26 protein-coding genes and 1 riboswitch are annotated in these 22,042 nt (G+C 39.6%); of the genes, 22 read left to right on the forward strand and 4 right to left on the reverse strand.

Features of this window, described 5'->3' with window-relative positions:
* Positions 1 to 7: 7 nt before the first annotated feature.
* On the reverse strand, positions 8 to 400 hold the full coding sequence (locus tag JOD18_RS00855; RefSeq protein WP_204666988.1) for a Ger(x)C family spore germination C-terminal domain-containing protein: 393 nt from the start codon (positions 398 to 400) through the stop codon (positions 8 to 10).
* Positions 397 to 924 carry a spore germination protein gene (locus JOD18_RS00860; protein ID WP_204666989.1) on the reverse strand — a complete coding sequence of 176 codons (528 nt, stop codon included), beginning with the start codon at positions 922 to 924 and terminating at the stop codon, positions 397 to 399. Before JOD18_RS00860 ends, JOD18_RS00855 begins: the two co-directional genes overlap by 4 nt.
* Before the next feature lie 215 nt (positions 925 to 1,139).
* Here JOD18_RS00860 and JOD18_RS00865 point away from each other — a divergent pair, with 215 nt between their 5' ends.
* From JOD18_RS00865 to JOD18_RS00890, 6 genes are all read left to right on the forward strand, one after another.
* Complete coding sequence (locus tag JOD18_RS00865) at positions 1,140 to 1,757, forward strand: stage V sporulation protein AA (protein ID WP_204666990.1); 618 nt, start codon at positions 1,140 to 1,142, stop codon at positions 1,755 to 1,757.
* Positions 1,747 to 2,181 carry a stage V sporulation protein AB gene (locus tag JOD18_RS00870; RefSeq protein ID WP_204667183.1) on the forward strand — a complete coding sequence of 145 codons (435 nt, stop codon included), beginning with the start codon at positions 1,747 to 1,749 and terminating at the stop codon, positions 2,179 to 2,181. The genes JOD18_RS00865 and JOD18_RS00870 overlap by 11 nt, the downstream gene beginning before the upstream one ends.
* A 14-nt stretch (positions 2,182 to 2,195) precedes the next feature.
* The gene (locus JOD18_RS00875) at positions 2,196 to 3,647 is read left to right on the forward strand and encodes a spore germination protein (protein ID WP_204666991.1); all 1,452 of its coding nucleotides are present in this window, start codon (positions 2,196 to 2,198) and stop codon (positions 3,645 to 3,647) included.
* Between the two features lie 482 nt (positions 3,648 to 4,129).
* A complete protein-coding gene (gene lysA / locus JOD18_RS00880; RefSeq protein WP_420827773.1) occupies positions 4,130 to 5,428 on the forward strand; it encodes a diaminopimelate decarboxylase in 1,299 nt (432 codons plus the stop codon).
* 13 nt (positions 5,429 to 5,441) lie between these two features.
* The gene (locus JOD18_RS00885; RefSeq protein ID WP_204666993.1) at positions 5,442 to 5,876 is read left to right on the forward strand and encodes a peptidylprolyl isomerase; all 435 of its coding nucleotides are present in this window, start codon (positions 5,442 to 5,444) and stop codon (positions 5,874 to 5,876) included.
* A 432-nt stretch (positions 5,877 to 6,308) separates the two neighbouring features.
* On the forward strand, positions 6,309 to 6,674 hold the full coding sequence (locus JOD18_RS00890) for a GNAT family N-acetyltransferase (RefSeq protein WP_204666994.1): 366 nt from the start codon (positions 6,309 to 6,311) through the stop codon (positions 6,672 to 6,674).
* A 69-nt stretch (positions 6,675 to 6,743) separates the two neighbouring features.
* Here the strand turns inward: JOD18_RS00890 and JOD18_RS00895 are convergent, their stop codons facing one another.
* Entirely contained in the window at positions 6,744 to 6,827 is an 84-nt protein-coding gene (locus tag JOD18_RS00895; RefSeq protein ID WP_204667185.1) for a YjcZ family sporulation protein, read from the reverse strand.
* Positions 6,828 to 7,035: 208 nt separating this feature from the next.
* Between JOD18_RS00895 and JOD18_RS00900 the strand changes: the two genes are divergently transcribed.
* The 12 genes from JOD18_RS00900 (at position 7,036) to JOD18_RS00955 (ending at position 17,707) form a co-directional block, all read left to right on the forward strand.
* On the forward strand, positions 7,036 to 7,767 hold the full coding sequence (locus JOD18_RS00900) for a segregation/condensation protein A (RefSeq protein WP_204666995.1): 732 nt from the start codon (positions 7,036 to 7,038) through the stop codon (positions 7,765 to 7,767).
* Positions 7,768 to 7,793: 26 nt separating this feature from the next.
* Positions 7,794 to 8,375, forward strand: coding sequence for an SMC-Scp complex subunit ScpB (scpB, locus tag JOD18_RS00905; RefSeq protein ID WP_204666996.1), 582 nt, complete (start codon positions 7,794 to 7,796; stop codon positions 8,373 to 8,375).
* Between the two features lie 722 nt (positions 8,376 to 9,097).
* Complete coding sequence (locus JOD18_RS00910) at positions 9,098 to 10,237, forward strand: D-alanyl-D-alanine carboxypeptidase family protein (protein ID WP_239587838.1); 1,140 nt, start codon at positions 9,098 to 9,100, stop codon at positions 10,235 to 10,237.
* Entirely contained in the window at positions 10,230 to 10,805 is a 576-nt protein-coding gene (locus JOD18_RS00915; protein WP_204666997.1) for a nucleoside recognition domain-containing protein, read from the forward strand. The genes JOD18_RS00910 and JOD18_RS00915 overlap by 8 nt, the downstream gene beginning before the upstream one ends.
* Before the next feature lie 67 nt (positions 10,806 to 10,872).
* Positions 10,873 to 11,355 carry a spore maturation protein gene (locus JOD18_RS00920; RefSeq protein ID WP_204667189.1) on the forward strand — a complete coding sequence of 161 codons (483 nt, stop codon included), beginning with the start codon at positions 10,873 to 10,875 and terminating at the stop codon, positions 11,353 to 11,355.
* A 72-nt stretch (positions 11,356 to 11,427) separates the two neighbouring features.
* Positions 11,428 to 12,144: a pseudouridine synthase gene (locus tag JOD18_RS00925; protein WP_204666998.1), complete on the forward strand. Its 717-nt coding sequence runs from the start codon at positions 11,428 to 11,430 to the stop codon at positions 12,142 to 12,144.
* A 67-nt stretch (positions 12,145 to 12,211) separates the two neighbouring features.
* A complete protein-coding gene (gene resA / locus JOD18_RS00930) occupies positions 12,212 to 12,796 on the forward strand; it encodes a thiol-disulfide oxidoreductase ResA (RefSeq protein WP_204666999.1) in 585 nt (194 codons plus the stop codon).
* A 10-nt stretch (positions 12,797 to 12,806) separates the two neighbouring features.
* Positions 12,807 to 14,426: a cytochrome c biogenesis protein ResB gene (gene resB, locus JOD18_RS00935; protein ID WP_204667000.1), complete on the forward strand. Its 1,620-nt coding sequence runs from the start codon at positions 12,807 to 12,809 to the stop codon at positions 14,424 to 14,426.
* A gap of 42 nt (positions 14,427 to 14,468) precedes the next feature.
* Positions 14,469 to 15,677 carry a c-type cytochrome biogenesis protein CcsB gene (ccsB, locus tag JOD18_RS00940; RefSeq protein WP_204667001.1) on the forward strand — a complete coding sequence of 403 codons (1,209 nt, stop codon included), beginning with the start codon at positions 14,469 to 14,471 and terminating at the stop codon, positions 15,675 to 15,677.
* 97 nt (positions 15,678 to 15,774) lie between these two features.
* Positions 15,775 to 16,497: a response regulator transcription factor gene (locus JOD18_RS00945; RefSeq protein ID WP_204667002.1), complete on the forward strand. Its 723-nt coding sequence runs from the start codon at positions 15,775 to 15,777 to the stop codon at positions 16,495 to 16,497.
* A riboswitch (cobalamin riboswitch) is annotated at positions 16,497 to 16,685 on the forward strand. It overlaps the preceding gene by 1 nt.
* Before the next feature lie 102 nt (positions 16,686 to 16,787).
* A complete protein-coding gene (locus JOD18_RS00950) occupies positions 16,788 to 17,201 on the forward strand; it encodes a DUF4430 domain-containing protein (RefSeq protein WP_204667003.1) in 414 nt (137 codons plus the stop codon).
* Between the two features lie 5 nt (positions 17,202 to 17,206).
* Complete coding sequence (locus JOD18_RS00955) at positions 17,207 to 17,707, forward strand: ECF transporter S component (protein WP_204667004.1); 501 nt, start codon at positions 17,207 to 17,209, stop codon at positions 17,705 to 17,707.
* A 111-nt stretch (positions 17,708 to 17,818) separates the two neighbouring features.
* On the opposite strand, the gene JOD18_RS00960 is transcribed toward JOD18_RS00955, so the two are convergent.
* Positions 17,819 to 18,037 carry a 4Fe-4S domain-containing protein gene (locus JOD18_RS00960; RefSeq protein WP_204667005.1) on the reverse strand — a complete coding sequence of 73 codons (219 nt, stop codon included), beginning with the start codon at positions 18,035 to 18,037 and terminating at the stop codon, positions 17,819 to 17,821.
* A 137-nt stretch (positions 18,038 to 18,174) separates the two neighbouring features.
* Here JOD18_RS00960 and JOD18_RS00965 point away from each other — a divergent pair, with 137 nt between their 5' ends.
* Genes JOD18_RS00965 through JOD18_RS00980 form a run of 4 tightly spaced genes read left to right on the forward strand, consistent with a single transcriptional unit; the run spans position 18,175 to position 21,566 of the window.
* Entirely contained in the window at positions 18,175 to 19,215 is a 1,041-nt protein-coding gene (locus JOD18_RS00965) for a YpbB family protein (RefSeq protein WP_204667006.1), read from the forward strand.
* A gap of 43 nt (positions 19,216 to 19,258) precedes the next feature.
* Positions 19,259 to 20,791, forward strand: a complete 1,533-nt coding sequence (locus tag JOD18_RS00970) for a RecQ family ATP-dependent DNA helicase (RefSeq protein ID WP_204667007.1) — start codon at positions 19,259 to 19,261, stop codon at positions 20,789 to 20,791.
* Positions 20,781 to 21,362, forward strand: coding sequence for a CPBP family intramembrane glutamic endopeptidase (locus tag JOD18_RS00975; protein WP_204667008.1), 582 nt, complete (start codon positions 20,781 to 20,783; stop codon positions 21,360 to 21,362). The genes JOD18_RS00970 and JOD18_RS00975 overlap by 11 nt, the downstream gene beginning before the upstream one ends.
* A complete protein-coding gene (locus tag JOD18_RS00980; RefSeq protein WP_204667009.1) occupies positions 21,363 to 21,566 on the forward strand; it encodes a hypothetical protein in 204 nt (67 codons plus the stop codon).
* Positions 21,567 to 22,042 lie beyond the last annotated feature (476 nt).

Consider the following 22,042-nt stretch of genomic DNA (forward strand, 5'->3'; position numbering starts at 1 on the left):
TCTCTTCTCACTCTTCGTTCTTTTCCATGTCGAAAAGGTAGGGATTATTTCTCGTACCTGTGCGACGAATAAAAGCCTTTACGTCGATGTGTAATTCTGGAAAGGAAACATCGTGCCACTCTTGTTTAAGCCACTTCCACACATCGGGTTCGGATTGATGCAGCTTTTCTCCAAAACCAAATACATCGCATTTGTTTTTCTGGGCTTCTTGAACCGCCGCCTCGACCTCTCCTTTAATTTTTTGTTCCAGTGCCTTCTCAATATCTAGCAATATATGTGAATTGGTTACATCCAAAGCCACCCCTACGGTACGAAGATCTCCTTCTGCTCGGATGTTAATCGAAATCATCGGCTTGTCGTCTTTCATTTGTGTGGATACCTTTGTCTTTTGGCGGATCACTCGATAGGCGAGAGCTGCTTTTTTATTCTCCCAGTCAATACAGATAATTCGGAAGCAGGTTCTTCAACAGCACGTTTTTCTCCGCCTTTCGTACTGCAAACTAATGCTGTGTTTTTTCCTTCAGCAAGAATGATGGTGTCACCGGATAACAAGGATTGAAATAATGAATCCCAGCCTTTAACGGCTTTTACACTGCCGATCGTTACTACCTCTTCAGAAAAGAATGTAAAGGGGTCTTTGGCATGAAGTTTTTCTTGTGTGTCTATCTCCATTAATTCTGCTAAAAATTGATTAATAGTTAGATGATCCACCAGACCACTGACATAGATAATAAAAAGGTTCATTTTAGCATCATGACCGATCGATATGGTTCGGTTAATAATATCTGAGCTGTTACCGGTTTTTTTGTGTATAGTGTTTATATTTTCTTCGATAGAGGTGCCAATATTTTGTTGTGCACCGATTTTGGAATCTTTAATGGAATTCCTATGATTCTTGTTTTTACGAAGTTTACGATTGTACATCAAACAGAACACCTCATTGTAGGGAATATCCGTAATTTGTTCAAAAAGTTAGTATTTTATGCAAGGGAATAAACTAAATAAAGAGGGTGACTAAAGCATTTAGGTGATCAATAAGTGACGACCCTAATGATGGACTGCGCGCTTATCTTACATGCATGAATTCTCTTTTTTCTTACCATACTAAACTCAATCATGGAATGGTGAGGTGATATGAGATGTCTGAAGATAAGGTGTATATTCGCCTCAAAAAGAAAATAACTGCCAAACAAAATCAATATATTACATTAAAAGATATAGCCTTTATCACAGGGAATATTGAATATTTAGATGAGTTAGGAGCTGTCCCTATTTACCAAATTACGGAGGCTGATAAGAATATATCGGTAATTGACGGTTTTCAGCTATTAGAAGTTATGGTACAGGCATATCCATTGCTGTCGATTGAACTGTTAGGCACCAATCAGGTTATCGTTGAAATACCAAAGCAAGCAAAAAAGGTATCAGTTCCAATCATTTTCTTAATTTGGCTGTTGATGTGTGTCGGGTCAGCGATGGCAATTATGAACTTTCACTATGATGTCAGTATGCAGGAAGTGCAGCAAGGGATCTATTATTTATTAACTGGTGAACGCGTAAATAAACCTCTGTGGTTACAAATTCCATACTCGATAGGATTAGGACTAGGGATGATCTTATTTTTTAATCATTTGTTTAAGAAACGTTTTAATGAAGAGCCCAGCCCATTAGAAATTGAAGTATTTAACTATCAACAGGATCTTGATCAATATGTCATACAGCATGAGAATGCGTTAAATAAACATGATGACAGCTGAAGCGATCACAGTCTTTTTGCAAGTATTTATTGGGCTTGGATCAGGCTTAGTAGTTGGTTCCGGGTTTGTTGCCTTTTTGACCGTTTTAGGTATTATTCCCAGACTGATTCAGTTGAGTAAATCCTATCGAAGTTTGCCTTCTTATCAATTTAGCGTAATTGCCGGGGCGTTACTGGGAACGTATTTCACCTTTACCGATGTAACGATCCAGCTGCCGTTGATATTGGTTAGCTTTTGGGGACTGCTTCACGGTGTATTTATCGGTATGCTGGCTGCTGCGTTGACCGAAGTATTGAATGTATTTCCTATCTTGTTGAAGCGGCTCGGAATCGATAAGGAGCTGCTCTGGCTGTTAATGGCGATTGTAATTGGAAAAATCGTCGGATCTCTTTTTCAGTGGCTTATTTTTGTCGAAATTATTTAAAAAGGAAGTTGTATATGCAGAAAATTGATCATTCGATTATCAAAAACAAGGAATATTTAACCAATCGCTTGGGGATAGGCTTATCCTTTGATGTTGATTTCCGCGAATTAATTATTTTAAAAAAGAAAGTACAGCTCTATTTTGTAACAGGTTTAGTTGACGGTGATGCCCTTACTGAAATTATCAAAAAACTAGTCTCAATTAATGATGACGAGAATGCCAAAAGCGATATTTTTCAAGAATTGAACAATCGCATCGTTCATGAGCAAGTAAAGTCAGTGAAAACCATGGATGAAGCAGTCGATCAATTATTATCTGGTTTAGCAATTATATTTGCCGATGGGGAAGAGGAATGTTTTGTTGTTGATACTAGACATTACCCAGGGCGTACACCGGAAGAACCAGATACAGAGAAAGTGGTTCGTGGATCAAGAGATGGCTATACCGAAAATATTATTGAAAATACGGCTCTAACAAGAAGACGGATACGTGATGAGAGGCTCCGCAACCAGATGATACAAGTTGGTGAACGATCAAAGACAGATGTGTGTATCTGTTACCTGCAAGATGTTGCTGATGTGGGACTGGTAGACTTAATCAAAAATGAGCTTGGTCAGATAAAAATCGATGGCTTATCGATGGCCGATAAGACGATTGAAGAATACTTGGTTAGTCAAGGGATGAATCCTTACCCAATGGTGCGCTATACCGAACGACCAGATGTGGCCGCTGCCCATCTGTTTGAGGGGCATGTCCTGATTATGGTTGATACATCACCAAGTATGATTATCGTACCGACCACCTTTTTTCACCATGTACAGCATGCCGAAGAATATCGTGAATCTCCGTCTGTAGGGACTTTTGTACGCTGGATTCGCTTTATGGGAATCTTTGCTTCCTTGTTTTTGCTGCCGCTTTGGTTATTAGTTGTGCAGGAGCCGGAATTGCTCCCAGATACATTACAATTTATCGGGCCGAATGAGGTGGGAAATGTTCCGATTGTTGTACAAATACTACTAGCTGACATTGGTATTGAATTTCTGCGAATGGCTGCCATCCATACCCCAACGGCATTATCTACAGCAATGGGTTTGATCGCAGCAGTTCTGATTGGTGAAATTGCTATTGAAGTGGGATTGTTTAGTTCGGAAGTAATTTTATATGTTTCCATTAGCGCAATTGGCTCTTTTGCAACGCCAAGCTATGAACTGAGTGTTGCCAATAAAATCGCTCGAATTATATTGATATTACTTACATTCGCTTTCCATACAGCAGGATTTCTGATTGGAACCACCTTATTTATACTGTTTCTTGCCTCGACAAGATCATTACAAACACCTTATTTGTGGCCGTTTATACCTTTTAATGACAAGGCTCTGTGGCAGATTATGTTCCGTCTGGCCATGCCTTTATCTAAAACTAGACCAAGTATAGTTAAGCCGACGAATAACCAAAAACAATCATAACTTTAGTAAGAAGGTGTTCAAAAAACACGATAAAAATGACGCATCGAATGTCAGAGTTGGCGGTAGGGGTACTTCTACTAAGATCACCCACTTCGTGTGGGTAACGCAGAAGTCAACACATCCTGTGCAAGTCCGCTACTCACGTATTAAAAGCATACGATCCGTTCCTTGAAAAAGAAGATCGCTTTTTCTGTGTGCAAGATCGTCTCCTTGAAAAAGAAAATCACTTTTTCTACGTGTAAGCCCATTTGCTCAAAGGCTGCACCGCCTGAAACTTCTTGGTCCTTTTTATCGAACTTTTTGAACACGCGCTGTAAGTAAAACTTGAACTGAGTCGAAGCCTGTGATAAATTTATTCTATGCTTTGGGAGTTTGTGTAGAATCAGGATTAGATCATCCCTTGTCTTCCTTTCTTGGATAGAACCAAAGATAGAAGTAAGGGATTTTCAATATCAGTATAGAGTACGAGAAGGGGTATGAATATGCAGCAACATTATAAAGTAAACGATAAAGGGCATTTAATGATCGCTGGATTGGATAGTATGGAACTGGCCAATAAATATGGTACACCGTTATTTGTTTATGACGTCAACAAAATACGTAAAAATGCCCGGGCTTTTGTTGAAAGCTTTGAAAAGTCAGGTGTACGGGCACAAGTGGCGTATGCGAGCAAGGCATTTTCCTCCATTGCGATGGTGCAAGTGGCGAAACAAGAGAATTTAAGTCTTGATGTAGTCTCACAAGGGGAATTATATACCGCGTTACAGGCAGAATTTCCTGTAGAAAAAATACATATGCATGGCAATAATAAGAGCTATCAAGAAATTGAGATGGCAGTAACACATAATATCGGATGTATCGTGGTAGACAACTTCTATGAAATCGACTTATTAGAGCAAGTGTTAGCTGATCAGCAGAAGACAATGGATGTCTTGATTAGGGTGACACCAGGTATTGAGGCCCATACCCATGATTACATTCTTACAGGAAATGAAGATTCGAAGTTCGGTTTTGACCTGACCAATGGCCAAGCAGAGGAAGCCATGCGGAAGTTAATGGAAAGCAAAGCCATTCATCTAAAAGGATTGCACTGCCACATTGGTTCTCAAATTTTCGAAACAGATGGTTTTAGGATGGCAATTGAGCGATTATTCCAAACCTTGTCTGAGTGGAACCAGCGCTTTGATTTCACAGCAGAGGTGATTAATCTTGGAGGCGGATTTGGTATTTATTATACGAAAGAAGATGCCCCATTACCTTTAGAAGAGTATGTGCAGGCTTTAGTGACGAAGGTCAATGAGCAAGCAGATGTCTATCAGTTAGAACTTCCTGAAATTTGGATTGAGCCAGGCCGTTCGATTGTTGGTGATACGGCGGTAACTTTGTATTCAATAGGATCTGTCAAAGAAATTCCTAATGTACGAAAGTATGTCGCAGTTGACGGAGGAATGACAGATAATTTAAGGCCAGCGCTCTATCAGGCAAAATATGAGGCAGTGATTGCTAATAAAATGGATAATGCAGAGCAAGAATTAGTTTCTATTGCAGGAAAATGCTGTGAATCAGGAGACATGTTAATATGGGATATAGAATTGCCCAAAGTGCAAGCTGATGATGTATTGGTTGTATTTTCTACAGGTGCTTATGGCTATTCCATGTCCAATCACTACAATCGTTTTCCAAAAGCCGCCGTCGTTTTTGTTGAAGATGGTCAAGATAAACTGGTGATTAAACGAGAATCATACGAAGATATGATTGTTAATGATTTATCATATGAATAGGGGGAAATAGGTAATGAAACAAGCAGTAATTGAATTTGAAAATGGTGAAAAGATTGTTATTGAATTATATGAGGAAGCAGCTCCAAATACGGTAGCTAATTTTGAAAAATTAGCCAATGATCAATTTTATGATGGAGTTATATTCCATCGCGTTATCCCTGGTTTTGTAGCACAAGGAGGAGATCCAACTGGTACCGGAATGGGTGGCCCAGGCTATACTATTAAATGTGAAACAGAAGGAAATCCGCATAAACATGTTGCCGGTTCACTATCGATGGCACATGCCGGCAAAGATACTGGCGGAAGTCAATTCTTTATCGTTCATGAGCCACAACCACATTTAGACGGTGTTCATACTGTGTTTGGTCAAGTGTTAGAAGGAATGGATACAGTATTACGCATTCGTCAAGGGGATGCCATGAAATCCGTACGTGTATCAGAAGTATAAGATTGGTATTGACAACTATAAAACAATATACTATTGTTAGGTGATAGATACCATTATTGGTTATTAGCAAGAGAAGAACTATAATTCCATGAAATGTAAGGAAGCTATTTTACATGCGTAAAAAAAATATACTACTTTTTATTATTCTCTTATTAGTGGGTTTAGTGTGGGGAAGTTACTATTGGTTCGGTATAGTATTGTCACCCTAACAATTGGTTATAATAGTAACGACTTTTAAGATAATAACATAGCATAAAGGGAGACTTCTATCTGTTGGGTGTTTCCTGCTGTGTTTTAGTCAAACTTATCAGGGACTGCTGTCTGTTACACCTTAACAAGATGTATTAATCTTTTTGAAACATGTTATGGTGGAAACGGTCGATGGGTACTGATAAATATAAATGTAGTGTTATAAATAATGAGGGATTCAATATGTTAATTCGTTTCAAAAAGCGAACGGAAAAGATTGCAATGGGTTTACTTTCTTTTATGCCAGAGGAAAAAGAGGTTAAACGGCTGCAAGATACAATCCATGAATATGAAGTGAATGATAATTGGCAGTTGTTTCTTTGGAAAGAAGCTGATGATGTCCTAGGTGCTATCGGTGTTTGTCTGGATCAAGGCAATGGAAGAGCTATTATTCAGCATCTAACCGTTACACCGTCACATCGAAGCCAAGGTATCGGAAAAAAGATGGTACAAGAAGTGAAAAAACTTTATGCCGATCGTTATCAAGTGGTGGGGAACGACTTGACAGGTAAATTTTTTGAGAAATGTCAGGAAGAAGCTGAAGAATAAGTAACAAACAAGAACCTTTGCCTTGGCAAAGGTTCTTGTTTGTCAAAAGAACGGTGCAGTTGTGACAGCTTAACACCAAGCTGCTCCAACAATAATCAAAAGAATAAATAATACAACAATAAGAGCGAACCCGCCGCTATATGCGTGTGACATAAGGTAACCTCCTAAATAATCTGAATTTTGTTTGTTCATATGTAAGGTATGCAAAGACTTAAATCTTGTATGGGTGAATGCCCTGATTAAAAAAAGAAACGAAAAGTTTAGCAGCAGGTTATGCGCCGATCTTAAAAACATAGTTACTTTTCGGCGCCTGGTTTCAGCAGCATTTCTAGTAAGATAAACTTACACTTGGAGGTATGTCATGTCCATTCATTATCAAGTCAAATTAGACAGCTTTGAAGGGCCGTTAGATTTATTGCTGCATCTCATTAATAAATACGAAATTGATATTTATGATATTCCGGTATCAGAGATTACCGCTCAATACTTAACCTATATTCATACGATGCAGGAATTGGAACTGAATATTGCTAGTGAATATTTAGTCATGGCAGCAGCTTTATTAGAAATTAAAAGCAAATTATTATTACCAGCTCCGTCACTGGAATTAGAAGAAGAATATGAAGAAGATCCTCGAGAAGAGTTGATGAGACGATTAATTGAGTATCGTAAATATAAGGAAGCAGCCATTCATTTAAAAGAACGTGAGGCAGAGCAGAGTCAGGTCCATACAAGGCCTCCGCTTAGCTTCCAGTCTACTGACCAGCCAGCTTTACCTGAAGGTGGAGCAAATATGTATGATATGCTGGAAGCGATTGGAAAAATATTAGAAAGGCGCAAATGGCAGCAGCCAATGGAAACATCTGTACAAAGACAAGAGATACCAATTGAACAACGGATGGATGAAATCATGGAAACAGTCATCCGAGTGAAGCAGCCTCTTTTGTTTACTGAGTTGTTCCCTACAAAGACCCGAACCTATGTGGTGGTGACCTTTATAGCGATTCTAGAATTAATGAAACAGAAGAAAGTCAGCTGTAAACAGGAAAACAATTTAGATGATTTAATTATTTATCCTTATCAACAAGAGTAGAACCAGAAGACATGGAGGTAATCGAATTGGACATGAATGATATGAAGGCAGTGATAGAAGGCTTGATATTTGCTGCTGGTGATGAAGGAATTCGAAAGAGTGAATTGCGAAAAGTGCTTGATTTAGATAAAGATATAGTCGATCACCTCTTAACAGAAATGAAGTTTGAGTATGAACATGCTGTAAGAGGAATTATGTTAATGGAATCACAACATATGTTGTTCCTGACAACAAAGCCAGAACATAGTGAGTATTATGCTAAGTTTAAAGAGACAAAAGTGCATACCAAGCTATCGCAAGCAGCCTTAGAAACACTTGCTATTATTGCATACCTTCAGCCGATCACTCGGACAGAGATTGAAGAAATAAGAGGAGTGAAGAGTGAGCGCCCGCTTCAAACACTGATTTCGCGTGCGTTGATTGAAGAAGTGGGCAGAAAAGAAGGCATCGGCCGTCCGATTTTGTTTGGTACTACCTTAGAATTTTTAACCTATTTCGGCTTAAGTTCACTGGAAGACTTACCTCCTTTACCTGAGGATATTCATGAACTGGATGTAGAACAAGAAGCTGATCTATTTTTTGACCGATTAAAAGATATAGAATCGTAGGACCAATGAGGCTTGGACAAAACAAAAAGTGCTATCGTGAGAAACAAATTACCCTTATTATTTGCGTAATCAGTTCCCCCTTATTGCCTTTGCCTTGTCCTTATTTGACTGAATAAAGGTGTGAAGATTCGCTTCAGCCAAGTCCTTCGCTTGCCATGGAGACGGCCTCAGCTAACTAAAAAAGAAAACCACTTTAGTCAGGTGATCTTCTTGGCAAAAGTTAGCTGAAGAGCATGCCCTCGGCAGACTAACATCACGACGACAATCGCCACGTCTGCACTAGTACGTCCTGTAGTCGAAAAGCGAAACGGTCAGCCGCAGTGGTTACCACGCTCACGATACCTGCCATACGTGAAAACAATTTGCTGCTTTCTTTGTCAAAAAGTCGATTCAAGCAACTACAAATACTTATTTCTATAGATGATATGCAGTTTTTCAAGATATGAAATAGAGTTTATAGTGATAAGCCTCCATTTTTAAAAATAAAGAGAAGGCTATTGACAGCCACTCCAGAAATACACTCCTCTGTTTGAGAGCTTGTTCCCAACAAATCTGTGCAAATAAACCAAGAGCAACACTAAATCAACGTTTTCGTATAAAATTGATGTTTCTGCCCAACTCACTAAAGAGATGAAAAAGTCATTACAGCCAGAGTAGACATATCTTGTCCAGCTCTGCATACAATGGTACAAACCTCTTTGTGAAGTGAGTGGAGTGATATAATGAGACCTTGTCGGCTACAAATGATGGGCAAATGGGTAATTCAGCCCTTTAGAGCATTTTTACAAGTGAAAATTAAGTGTAAACTCGTCATGCTGTTAACGATTCTTTTTTTGTTGGATCCCCTATCGGTAAAGGCAACGGTTTCCGTATCTGCAGAACATGCCGTTTTGATGGATCAAACCTCAGGCAGGGTACTCTATCAAAAGGGAGCAGATGATCCGGCATTAATAGCCAGTATTACAAAGGTGATGACGGCAATTATTGCTATAGAACAAGGCAATCTTAACGATTCTGTAAACATTTCTGATCATGCTATCAAGGCAGAAGGGTCCTCTATTTACTTAGAGAAAAAGGACAAGTTTACCTTAGAAGAGCTCCTTTACGGCTTGATGTTAAGATCAGGAAATGACGCTGCGATCGCCATAAGTGAACATATAGCTGGCAGTGAGCAGGGGTTCACCTATTTAATGAATGAAAAGGCAGCATGGTTAGGCATGACCAATACCCATTTTGATAACCCGCACGGACTTGATTCAGATACCCATTATTCCACAGCTTATGATATGGCATTATTAATGAAATATGCAGTTGAAAATGAAACTTTTCAAACCATTTCTGCCACATCTTCTTATCAACCGAAAGCAAGAGACTATGCCTGGATTAATAAGAATAAGTTATTAACCAAGTTATATGGGCAAAGTACCGGCGGGAAGACAGGCTACACAAAGGCTGCCGGCCGAACCTTAATCTCAACGGCAGAAAAAGAGAATCAAACCTTAATTGCTGTTACATTAAATGCACCGAATGATTGGCAAGACCATATGCAATTATTTGAATGGGGATTTGATCATTATCCTCTTCAACTGCTGCAAGAAAAGGAAGAAATCACATTGAAACAATCAGATCAACTCCTATCAGCAACCATCACTACACCGCTTTATTATCCGCTGACAGAAACGGAAATGGATAAAATCTCTTATAAAAATCTTGTTAGTTCTAGTCCGCAATCCTTTCAGCGGCTTGGAATGAGGGTATTCTATCTAGATCAGCAGGCAATCGCCTCAACGGCTTTTTATCAAAAATCCGAGCAGGAAGAGCCCACCTTTTGGCAGAAGGTGTTTGGTGAGCGCCATGATTAATATAATTTGGGCACTGATGGCGATTATTGGTATTGTGTACGCCATGTTTAATGGCACGATGGATCAGGTTAATCAGGAATTGTTTGCTAGTGCGGGGGAGGCTGTGACTTTGATCATTGGACTTTCCAGTGTGCTCATCTTCTGGCTGGGAATATTACGTATTGCAGAAAAGGCAGGCTTGTTGTCAGGCTTCGCCAAATTGGCCAGGCCTGTTGTGAGACGATTGTTTCCTGAAATTCCGCCTGATCATCCGGCGATGGGATATATTCTGGCCAATATCTCTGCTAATTTATTCGGTTTAGGTAATGCAGCAACGCCGATGGGAATCAAGGCGATGGAAGAGATGAAGAAGTTGAGCAAATCAGATACAGCTAGCTCATCGATGATTACCTTTCTTGTGATTAATACTACTAGTATTACACTAGTACCTACTACGGTAATCGCTATCCGAATGGAATATGGATCGCAAGCTCCAACAGAAATTGTTTCCAGCACGATTATCGCTTCTGTGATTACAACTGTTGCTGCTATTATAATTGACAGGCTGTGGAGAAAGCGCCGAGAGTAGGAAGGGGTTGATATAAGTGGTTGAAAGTCTTACGATTATTAGCATTTGGCTGGTTCCGCTCCTAATTATGCTTATACTAATCACTGCACTAATTAAACGTGTACCAGCCTATGAAGTATTTGTAGAAGGGGGCAAAGAAGGATTGCAGATGGCTGTCTCTTTGCTCCCTTTTTTATTAGGCATGCTGGTTGCTATTGCAATATTGAGGAGTTCAGGGGCATTGGACGCATTAGTACAGCTTTTACAGCCATTATTGGACCTACTAGGGATACCCGCTGAGCTTGCACCATTAGCAATACTTCGGCCTATATCTGGTACGGCGGCCTTGGGAGTGACGGCTGATATCATTCAAGTATATGGACCAGATTCTTTTTTGGGCAGACTGGCGTCCACTATGCAGGGCAGTACAGATACAACCCTCTATATTTTAACGGTCTACTTTGGAGCAGTCGGTATTAAAAAAATGGGGAACGCATTAAAAATTGGACTGATTGCAGATTTTATTGGTATAATAGTGTCGGTAATCATTGTTACTTGGTTATTTTCGTAGTAGCGCCTTCAGACAGCGCTACTCTTTTCGTTTTGTGATCAGAATTTTATATAAAGGAAGCGTGGAATAATAATGGAACGACTGCAAAAAGTGATCGCCCATAGTGGAATAGCCTCTCGACGCAAGGCAGAGAAGCTGATTGAACAAGGACGAGTAGAAGTTAATGGAGAAGTAGTAACAGAGTTAGGAATAAAAGTTTCAGATAAGGATGAGGTCAAAGTAGAAGGAATCCCGATCGAAAAGGAAAAACTGCGTTATTTTCTCCTGTATAAACCTCGAGGTGTTATCACCAGTGCCTTTGATGATAAAAAACGTAAAACGGTTACTGATTTTTTTGAAGGGTATAGTGAGCGATTGTATCCAGTAGGCAGACTGGACTATGATACATCTGGTTTACTGATTATGACAAATGATGGCGAATTCACTAACTTGTTGTTACATCCGAGCCATCAAATCAATAAAGAATATGTGGTTAAGACGAAGGGAATTCCTCCAAAGGAGAAGCTTCAGCTGTTTAAGAAGGGGATTCGATCGGATGGAGATCTGCTAAAGGCAAAACACGTAAAGATAATGTCAATTGATCCAAAGAAACAGACGGCTTTGATTAAAATCGTACTTCATCAAGGAAAAAATCGCCAGATTCGCAGAATGTTTGAAGCTATTGGCACCCCTGTTCAAAAGTTAAGACGTGAACGGTTCGGTTTTTTAACGACAGAAGGACTGACACCTGGAGATTACCGAGAACTAACGCCTCAGGAAGTAGCGGAATTAAAAAAGTTAGCCAAATAATTGTTGAAGAACTGTCACAATTATCTCCATCATGAAATGATACAATGTGGTAAGGGAGTGACTTGTTATGAGTAAACTAGAGCAGGCAAAAGCTAACAAGAAGAATAAAAAACGCAACCGGATTATTTTTCGTTCGGCGATTTTAGTTGTATTATTTGGCGCACTAGCCTTTGCTGTCTTCTCTAACTTGACAGCAGATGACGGAGCCACAGTAGATGTAGGAGATAAAGCCCCGGATTTTGCCTTAAAGCAAGTTGCAACAGTAGAAGACTTGGGTGATTTACAGCTGTCTGATTATGAGGGAAAAGGGGTTATGCTTAATTTCTGGGCTACCTATTGTGAGCCTTGTGAGCGTGAAATGCCTTATATGGAACAATTATATCCTGTTTATCAAGAAAAAGGTGTGGAGATAATTGCTGTCAGTGTGGATGCAACCGAACTGGTTATTAATAATTTTGTAAATAAGCATGCATTAACCTTCCCGATTTTGCATGATAAAAACAGTCAAGTATTGGATGCATACGGAATTCGGCCATTACCTACTACTTATTTTATTGATGAGCATGGCAAGGTAGAAGAACGTGTTTTAGGTGAATTATCATTAGAGCGTTTGGAAGGCTACTTGGACCAAATAGTACCAGAGGGATCGTGAGGGGTATAGAATGAACACAATTATATGTGATACATGCGGCCATCACAATAAAGAAGGAACGACAATTTGCGAAAAATGCGGAAAGCCGTTGAATCAGGATACACAGAAGACATTATTAAACATGCGGTATGATGGAACAGCCATACGATCTAAGACGAGAAATCGTTCCATCATTGATAAGACATGGAACTTCTTTTCATCGATTAAAGTAGGGGTGACTTTAATTGCGCTTGCCTTAATTGCTTCAGCGATTGGGACCATTTACCCGCAAGAAACGTATATACCCCAAACTGTTGATCCAAGTGAGCACTATCGAGATCAATATGGGATACCTGGGCAAATTTATTATCAGCTGGGTTTTCATAATCTATATGGTTCCTTGTGGTATATGATCTTAATCGCTTTAATCGGTATTTCTATTTTTATCGTAAGTATTGATCGAGGCGTGCCTTTGTATCGAGCTTTAAAACATCAAGCGATTAAACGACATCCGAAGTTCCTTAAAGGGCAGAAGTTATACGGGGAATACAGTGATTACACGGAGGAGGACAAGCAGCAGTTGCTGCAACATCTGAAACAGCGCCGTTATAAAATAACAGAGAAAGATGGTCACTACTTGGCTGAGAAGAATAGGTTCTCCAGATGGGGGCCATATGTGAATCACTTAGGACTTATTATTTTCTTAGCTGCAACTTTGCTGCGTTTTATACCTTCCATGTATGTCGATGAATCAATGTGGGTGCGTGAAGGGGAAACAGAAGTTATTCCTGGTACAAATCAAGAATATTACATAGAGAATCAGCAATTTATTTTTGAAGTGTATGGGGACAGGGAGGAAGATGAGATTTTTGAAACGGCACTAGAGAATAATGGTGCCATTGTGCCAAGACACTATGAAACGAAGGCGGCTATCTATCAAGATACTTCTGATAAGGAAGTAATCTCTGAGCCGGAGTTAGAAGAAATAAAACGTGGTGAAATTATTGTCAACCAGCCGATTAAGTTTGATCATTTCCATATCTATCAGGATAGTTATCAGCTCAATGAGTTTCAGAGCATGTCCTTTAAGTTGCATGAAACAGAAGATGCCGATGAAGAAGCAATTTTGGAATTTACTGTTGATTTAGTTGATCCAGAACGTGTTTATGAATTTGATAATGGTTATCGCATTGAGTTGAATGATTATTTTCCAGATTATGAACTTAGTGATGGGAGACCGAGGACAACGACCAATTACCCAAGAAATCCAGGATTTGTGTTCTTTGTCTATGGCCCTGATACAGAAGAAGCTGAAGTAAGCTTTCTGGCAATCGGTCAAAATTTGGCAGCCGGTGAAAACCAATATAAACTCAGTTTAACTGATTTTGATGTTCGAAACGTAAGTGGTCTTACCGTTAGGAAGGATCTAACCTTGCCATTCCTGGGACTTGGTGCTTTTATCTTTATGATAGGACTTATTCAGGGAATGTATTGGCAGCATCGCCGGGTATGGATACACCCAACTGCAGATCGTATATATATTGCCTGTCACACCAACAAAAACTGGTTTGGAATGAAGTCTGAATATGAGAAAATAACGGAAGGTACACCATTTACAGAAATTGTAGATCAAGAGAATAAAAATGAATGATATTGATTCATTACCATGTATGGTAATGAAAGGGGTGGGAATATGGATTATTTAAGTCTTAGTGGTACGTTGCTGTATACTGCATTTATCCTTTATCTGGTTGCGGTGATCTTCTTTGCGGCAACCGTAAGAGATAAACGTCAGGAAAAACAGTTTACCTTTGTAAATAAATTTGCGATTACGGTGACATCAGTCGGTTTTCTATCCCAGCTTGGTTACTTTATTACCAGGTGGATAGCGGCTGGTCATGCACCTGTAAGTAATATGTTTGAGTTTGTTACGTTTTTTAGTATGATGTTAGTGTTGGCATTAATTATTTTGTATGCCATTTATAAAGTAGCTTTATTACCTTTGTTTACCTTACCATTAGTATTAATCATTATTGGGTATGCCAGTGTCTTTCCTAGAGAAATTACACCACTAGTTCCATCGTTACAAAGTCATTGGCTGTGGATACATGTGACAACAGTAGCCTTAGGTGAAGCCATTTTGGCCATTAGTTTTGTCGCTGGAGTCATTTATTTGATTCGGCAGATTGATCAGCAGAAATCAACCTACCGCACTAAATGGCTGGAAATTGTGATGTATTCGATTATTTCAACGATTGCTTTTATTGTGGTGACAACTACCTTTTCATTGACAGGCTATGAGGCAGAGTTTGTTTACACAGTAGAAGCAACAGAAGATAGAGAAGAAACCCAAGCGTCCTTAATCTATCATCTGCCAGCTATATTTGGGAAGAGTGATGCAGAATTAGTGACAGATGGTCGCATGGATGCCTTGCTTCCAGCACCAGATTGGCTGCATGGTGAAGATGCAGCGAAAAAGCTTAATACGTTAGTATGGTCTTTAGCTGTCGGTTTAATTCTTTATCTGCTAATAAGACTGTTCGCTAGAAAAAGAGTCGCCGCATTAATTCAACCAAGCTTGCGCCGAACAAACCCAGAATTATTGGATGAGATTTGTTATCGTTCGATCGCTATTGGTTTTCCGGTCTTTACGCTAGGCGGGCTGATCTTTGCCTCGATTTGGGCACAAGAGGCATGGCAGCGTTATTGGGGCTGGGACCCGAAAGAAGTATGGGCCTTAATCACCTGGTTCTTTTATGCGATCTTCCTGCATTTGCGTTTAACACGCGGCTGGCATGGAGAGCGTTCGGCATGGCTTGCTGTTATAGGTTTTGCAATTATTATGTTTAACCTTATTGTGGTCAATTTGGTATTTGCAGGATTGCATTCTTACGCACAATAAGCAGGCAGCCAAAAAAGATAAAGGTACAAGGGATATATTTTTTGTCTCTTGTGCTTTTTAATTATATACTAGGAGAGGGAAGGAGGGTAACTGAAACATGGAAACAAACGAACAACATAAGATTTTAGTGGTGGATGATGAGGAACGTATTCGTCGATTACTAAAGATGTATCTAGAGAGAGAAGGTTATACGATAGAGGAAGCCGGTGATGGGGAAGAAGGTTTGAAGATGGCATTGACAGGGGATTATGAGATCATTTTACTTGATGTTATGATGCCAGGTAGGGACGGTTTGGAAGTATGTAAGGAGCTACGCACGAAAAGAAGTACCCCTGTTATTATGCTGACTGCCAAGGGAGAAGAATTGAACCGAATTCACGGCTTTGAAGCAGGAGCTGATGATTATATCGTGAAGCCCTTCAGTCCTCGAGAAGTGGTGCTGAGAGTCAAGGCTTTGTTAAGAAGAGCTTCCACTTCTAAAAATGTTAATACATCCCATGAGTCTAAAGATATTATTGAATTTCCTCATCTTGTCATTGATAATGATGCCCACCGTGTACTGGCAGATAATAATGAGGTCAGTTTGACTCCAAAAGAATATGAGTTATTATTGTTCTTGGCAAAATCACCAGACAAGGTATTTGAGCGAGAAGCCTTATTAAAAGAAGTATGGAAATATGAATTCTTTGGTGATTTAAGAACGGTGGATACACATGTGAAGCGCTTAAGAGAGAAACTGAATAAGGTTTCGAGCGAAGCAGCCAAGATGATCGTGACGGTATGGGGTGTCGGCTACAAATTTGAAATTAATCATGATTAAATAAGTATATGTTTAATGGTGTGCGCAGCATTAATAGGGAATCTGGTGAGAATCCAGAACTGTCCTCGCAACTGTATATGTGTAGAAAGGCAAGAATGAGAGCCACTGTACTAGTAAAATGGTATGGGAAGGGATTCTTTGCAAGAGACACATCTAGTCAGGAGACCTGCCATTAAACATGGTATCATGCTTCGAGGGTTGAGCATGTAAAGAAGTATTTGCACTATGATACATACTTGTACATTGCTTGAATCCTCAACTATTTTTCAAAAAGAATTGAGGAGAAGTACATGGATTGGTTAAAACGATTATCGGTCATTACTGTTTTATTATTAGGTTTAGCGGCATGTGGTAACCCAGATACAACGAATCAATCGGAGAATTCAGACTCCGCAAATGAGGCTGTAGAGGAAGTGACGATCTCCTTGACCATTACCGATCAGACAACAGATACGGTTATTGGTGATGAGGAGTATACAGTAGAAGAAGGTACCGATCTCTTAACGGTAATTGAAGAGAATTATGATCAAGTGGAAGTTACCGATGATGGCTTTCTGACTAGTATTGAAGGGCACCAGCAGGATGTAGATAACAATATCTACTGGTTGTATCAAGTCAATGGAGAGGACGGGACAGTAGGTATGGCGGAATATGAAGCAAGGGAGCAGGATAAAATTTCCATCAACCTGCAGTCTCTTGAGTGATTCGCTTGAGTACGTACAAATTAACCCTGATTTCTTTGATTGCTGCCTTGTGTGTGGTGGGCAGGCTGGTGTTTCAGTTTTTTATACCTAATGTACAGCCTGTAACAGCGATCATTATCATCAGTGGTGCTTTGTTAGGGGTTGTGCCTGCGATTTGTATCGCATTGATTACTGCATATGTTACTAGTTTATTCCTTGGGATGGGCATTTGGACAATTTGGCAAATGATTGCTTGGGGATTGATTGGCTGCTTAGCAGGATTGCTGGGGAAATGGACTGCTAGACATCAACAGCTTTACCTAACTATCTTTTCATGCTTTGCCGCCTATTTGTTTGGATTTATTCTCTCAATTGGAACCTTTACAGTGGGAGGGAATTTTCTTAGCTATTATGTAGCAGGCCTCCCCTTTGATACGTGGCATGCAATTGGGAATGTTGTCTTTATGATAATCCTCTATCCGGTGATTACTCGTGTATTTCGTATCAAACAATGGTATAGCGATTAAAATAAAAGAAAACAGTTGGTTATATGGAAGCGATCGCTGGGAGGTTAGATGAGGCTGAAGTCTAATCTTGCACTTGCAAGAAACTCGCTAGTGTGACTTCAACTGTTTTTTCTATTTGAAGCTTACCATTACGGATTGTGTGGGGCAGGCTTCTTCTGCATCTAACAGGTCTTCTTCTAATGGCTCCGGCACTACCAATGTGCCGCTATTATTATCTCTTCTCCCGTAAGCAACACCCTCCTCATCATAATCAAACAGTTTCGGAGCTGTTGCACCGCACACTCCACAGGCAATACAAGTTTCTTTGCAGATTTTTGTATAATAAGGCACTGAAGCCACTTCCTTTGCTGATTTTCAAACCTAACTGGGACTAGCGTAACAAACTTTGATTCAAGTTACAATAAAATAGTATTCAAAACAATAAGTAGTTTGATAGAATAGAATGAACAGCTACCTGAGGTGTTTCTATGTTCACTTATATTGTGTTAGATTGTATACAAAAAATAAGCGGAGAGCGGACCGTATATAATATTTATCATTTATTGACAGCAAAAAAGGCTACCCAAACCATTCAAGACAGTAATTTATTTGAGTTAACTGGTTATTATGGGATTGATAAATCATTAAGAAGAGAAGATTATGACCTGGTGATTCAATCGCTGGCAGAACAAGGATACATCCAATTACACCAGGATCAGACAGCCATATTGCTGCAGAAAGGTGAGTCATATTTACAAAAATTAGAAGGTGAATTTCAAGCGATTATTTGTTTTGATGGTACAAGGTTTCATCAGAGCGGTCAACAGTTTGCAAACCATTTGTTGCTGTTTGTGCAGACGCTGACTTATATGCACCAAAAGCAAACACATTTTATTCCGATTATTGAAGATGCAGCAACACAGCAGTATGTTAAACAGGTATGGTATCACTACCGCCAGCAAGCTAGTACTATTTTGCTAAAAACTCTTTATCGTGAGTTGTATCAGCTGTTAAACAAATACCCTGCTGATATGGCAGGGTTGTTTGTTGATCATCTTACCACAAGGGAAAGGGTAGGGTTAAGCACGTATCAGATAGCAGAAAAGTACAAGTTGTCATTGCTTGATGTTTCAGTCAGTTATACTAATATAATTCATGATATCTGCCGGCATATTCTAGATACAGACAATATGTCGCTACTGTCCAGTCTATACCCACATCGGCAGCCATCTGTAATGATAAGTGAATCGGCTAAGCAGACACAAAGGCTGTTGTCCAAAAACTTATCAATGGCTGAAATTGCAGCAATGCGTAAATTAAAGATAAACACGGTTATGGATCATATTATAGAAATTGCCTACATAACAAATAATTTCCATTGGCAGCCCTATGTGTCTGATATCCAGTATCAGCAAATTAAGCAGGTATTACAGCAATTAACCTCGCGTAAGCTGAAAAATATTAAAGAACGATTGCCGGAAGAAATCAGCTACTTTCAAATTCAACTGGTAATGGCATTAGAAAAATAAGCGAATAATCTAGGATGGAATGTGAATAAAGGGGTAATGAGCAGTGTCAGAAATAAATTTGGAAGCCTATTTAAAGCAATATTTTGGCTTTAGCCGTTTCCGACAAGGTCAAAAAGAGATTATCGAATCCGTGCTGTCTAAGCAACATGTGTTTGCCGTATTGCCCACAGGTACAGGTAAATCTATTTGTTATCAGCTGCCGGCTATGATGCTGCCAGGGGCAGTTGTAGTGATTTCACCGCTGCTATCGCTGATGACTGATCAAGTGAAGCAACTGAAATCACAAGGTATTAAACGGGTAGTAGCCTTAAATAGTATGTTAACCCCAAGAGAACGAGACAGCCACCTGGCAAATTTACATCATTATAAGCTGATTTATATGTCACCGGAAATGCTGCAAAGCAAACGAATGATCAGACGCCTTCAGCAACTAACTATCAGCTTGTTTGTTATTGATGAAGCGCACTGTATTTCACAATGGGGGCATGAATTCCGGCCAGATTACTTAAGGCTGAAACAAATTCACCAACTGCTTGACTCTCCGCCATTACTAGCTTTGACTGCTACGGCAACACCGGAAGTTCAAGATGATATTATCGAGGCATTGGCTCTGGAAAAATTACGGAAATTTGTGTATCCTATGGATAAACCCAATATTGCGTTGGTAGTGGAGCAAGTAGACACGATCCGAGAAAAGGAAGAACGATTAATCCGTTTAATGGAACAATACCACATACCGACGTTAATCTATTTCTCCAGCCGCAAGGAAACATCAAGAATGGCTGCGCTCCTGCAGGAACAAATACCAAACCGGCGGATTGCCTTTTATCATGGAGGATTAGACCATCAAGACAGGTTATTGATACAGCAACAATTTATGCAGAACCAGCTAGAGGTAGTATGTTGCACCAATGCCTTTGGAATGGGAATTAACAAGAAGGACATTCAATTTGTCATTCATTACCATGCCCCGTCTCAGATTGAGGCCTTTATTCAAGAAATCGGCAGATCAGGACGTAACGGTCAAGAATCTGTCAGTCTGGTGTTTTTTCATGAAAGTGACCGTATCATACCACAGCGTTTGTTGGAATCTGAACTGCCAACTGGTGAATGGGTACAATTTGCCTTAAATTGCTTATATCAAGAAGATTATTCTTATGAGCAGCTAAAAGAAATATGCCTCCTGACAGCAGATGGCAATGAAGTCTATTGGCGGTTCCTGCAATTTCAGCTAGAAAGATTAGGAGTTTTACAAGAAAATACATTCTATGTACAGCAGATGCCGCAGAATAAAGTACAGCAGCAAATAGAACAGCTGATTGCGAAACGATTGCAATATAAAACAGCAAAATTAGAGGAAATGCTGGAATGGTTATATACAAACAGCTGCAGAAGACAGCAGTTATTTAAGCCGTTTCAAGAAACGCTGCAGCCATCTGCTTATATGTGTTGTGATCATTGTGATTTCAGCTGGACAGACTGGCAGCCTTCGCCGCATGAGCAAACCGCTCAAGAACAAGACTGGCTGCAAACGCTAATGCGTATTTTATATCAGGGGGACACCAATGAGAAATAAACAAGCGGAAATAGCCAAGTTGTTGACTAGTAAACAATTGAAACAACAAGCTTGGCTTTCTCAACTATTTATAGGTGTGATTGCACTTGCTCTTAGCTGGTTATTATTTGATCACATCGATGAGATGGGGGCATTATTTTATTGGTCCACTTTTCAACTGCTTGCATGGGGAATAGGATCGGCACTTGTGATTGTACTATTGGAAATTCTGGTTACATACACAATGCCTAAAAGCTGGGGGGATGATGGCGGGATAAATGAGAAACTTTTTCGCGAAGGTTCTTATTTTGAAATTGTTGTGTTATGTATGTTTGTTGCTGTGATAGAAGAATGGTTATTCAGAGGAGTACTGCAAACCCACTTTGGTCTTGCAGCAGCTAGCGTAATCTTTGCCTTGGTTCATATCCGTTACTTAAGCAAAATCGCTTTATTTATCAGGGTGCTTGGTTTAAGTTTGTGGATCGGTTTTATTTATTGGTGGACTGATAATTTACTTGTCGTTATTGTGCTGCATTTTATCGTGAATGTAATTCAAGCATGTATGATTAGATCAGGGAGGTTGGTTTCCTAGATGAAAGAACATAATAAAAATGATCAAGCAGCATCCTTAAGAAATAAAGTAGCTTCCAAAACAAAACAACAGCATTTGCCCCCAAGAAGTGAGAAACATAGTACGGTCAAAGGGAAAATGAGATGGAAAGTTTCGCCTGCTTTACTGCGGATTATATTTATCTTTGTCGTTGTACTGCTTTTGATTGGTTGGATTATATGGTAAGTAAAGGGGATAAGGCCTGTATCTAATCAAGTACGCAGTATAAAAGGGCAGCTGTTCCGGTTTAGAATAGTGTCTGGCTGCAGATAATGTTTTGCCTGTTTGCCAAGCATTGGATTATATTGCCTTATCTTGAACGGATATTGTAAATGCTTTTCCTAATACTATATGTACGGCATTCTTCGTAAATTTGTGTGATAGAAAGAAGATACAGCAGCTCGATAATTGCAGCATCTGTGAAATAGTCTAAGTTATATTTGCCAAAGCCATAATAGATCGTTCCAATCCTACGGGTAATAGAACATTTTTCATCTAGGTGCCAAGCCAGGTAGTGATAAGATTTTCAAAAGTTCGATTGCTATGTTTATCTAAAAAAACATGTTAGTATGATTAATGGCTATAAAACATATAGGGCAGAACGAACTTCCTGTGGGAAGTTTTTCGTTATTCGCTGATGGTTAGTGAAACTAATCAGGGTG

The organism is Gracilibacillus alcaliphilus, from assembly GCF_016909015.1.
Taxonomy (GTDB): domain Bacteria; phylum Bacillota; class Bacilli; order Bacillales; family Amphibacillaceae; genus Gracilibacillus; species Gracilibacillus alcaliphilus.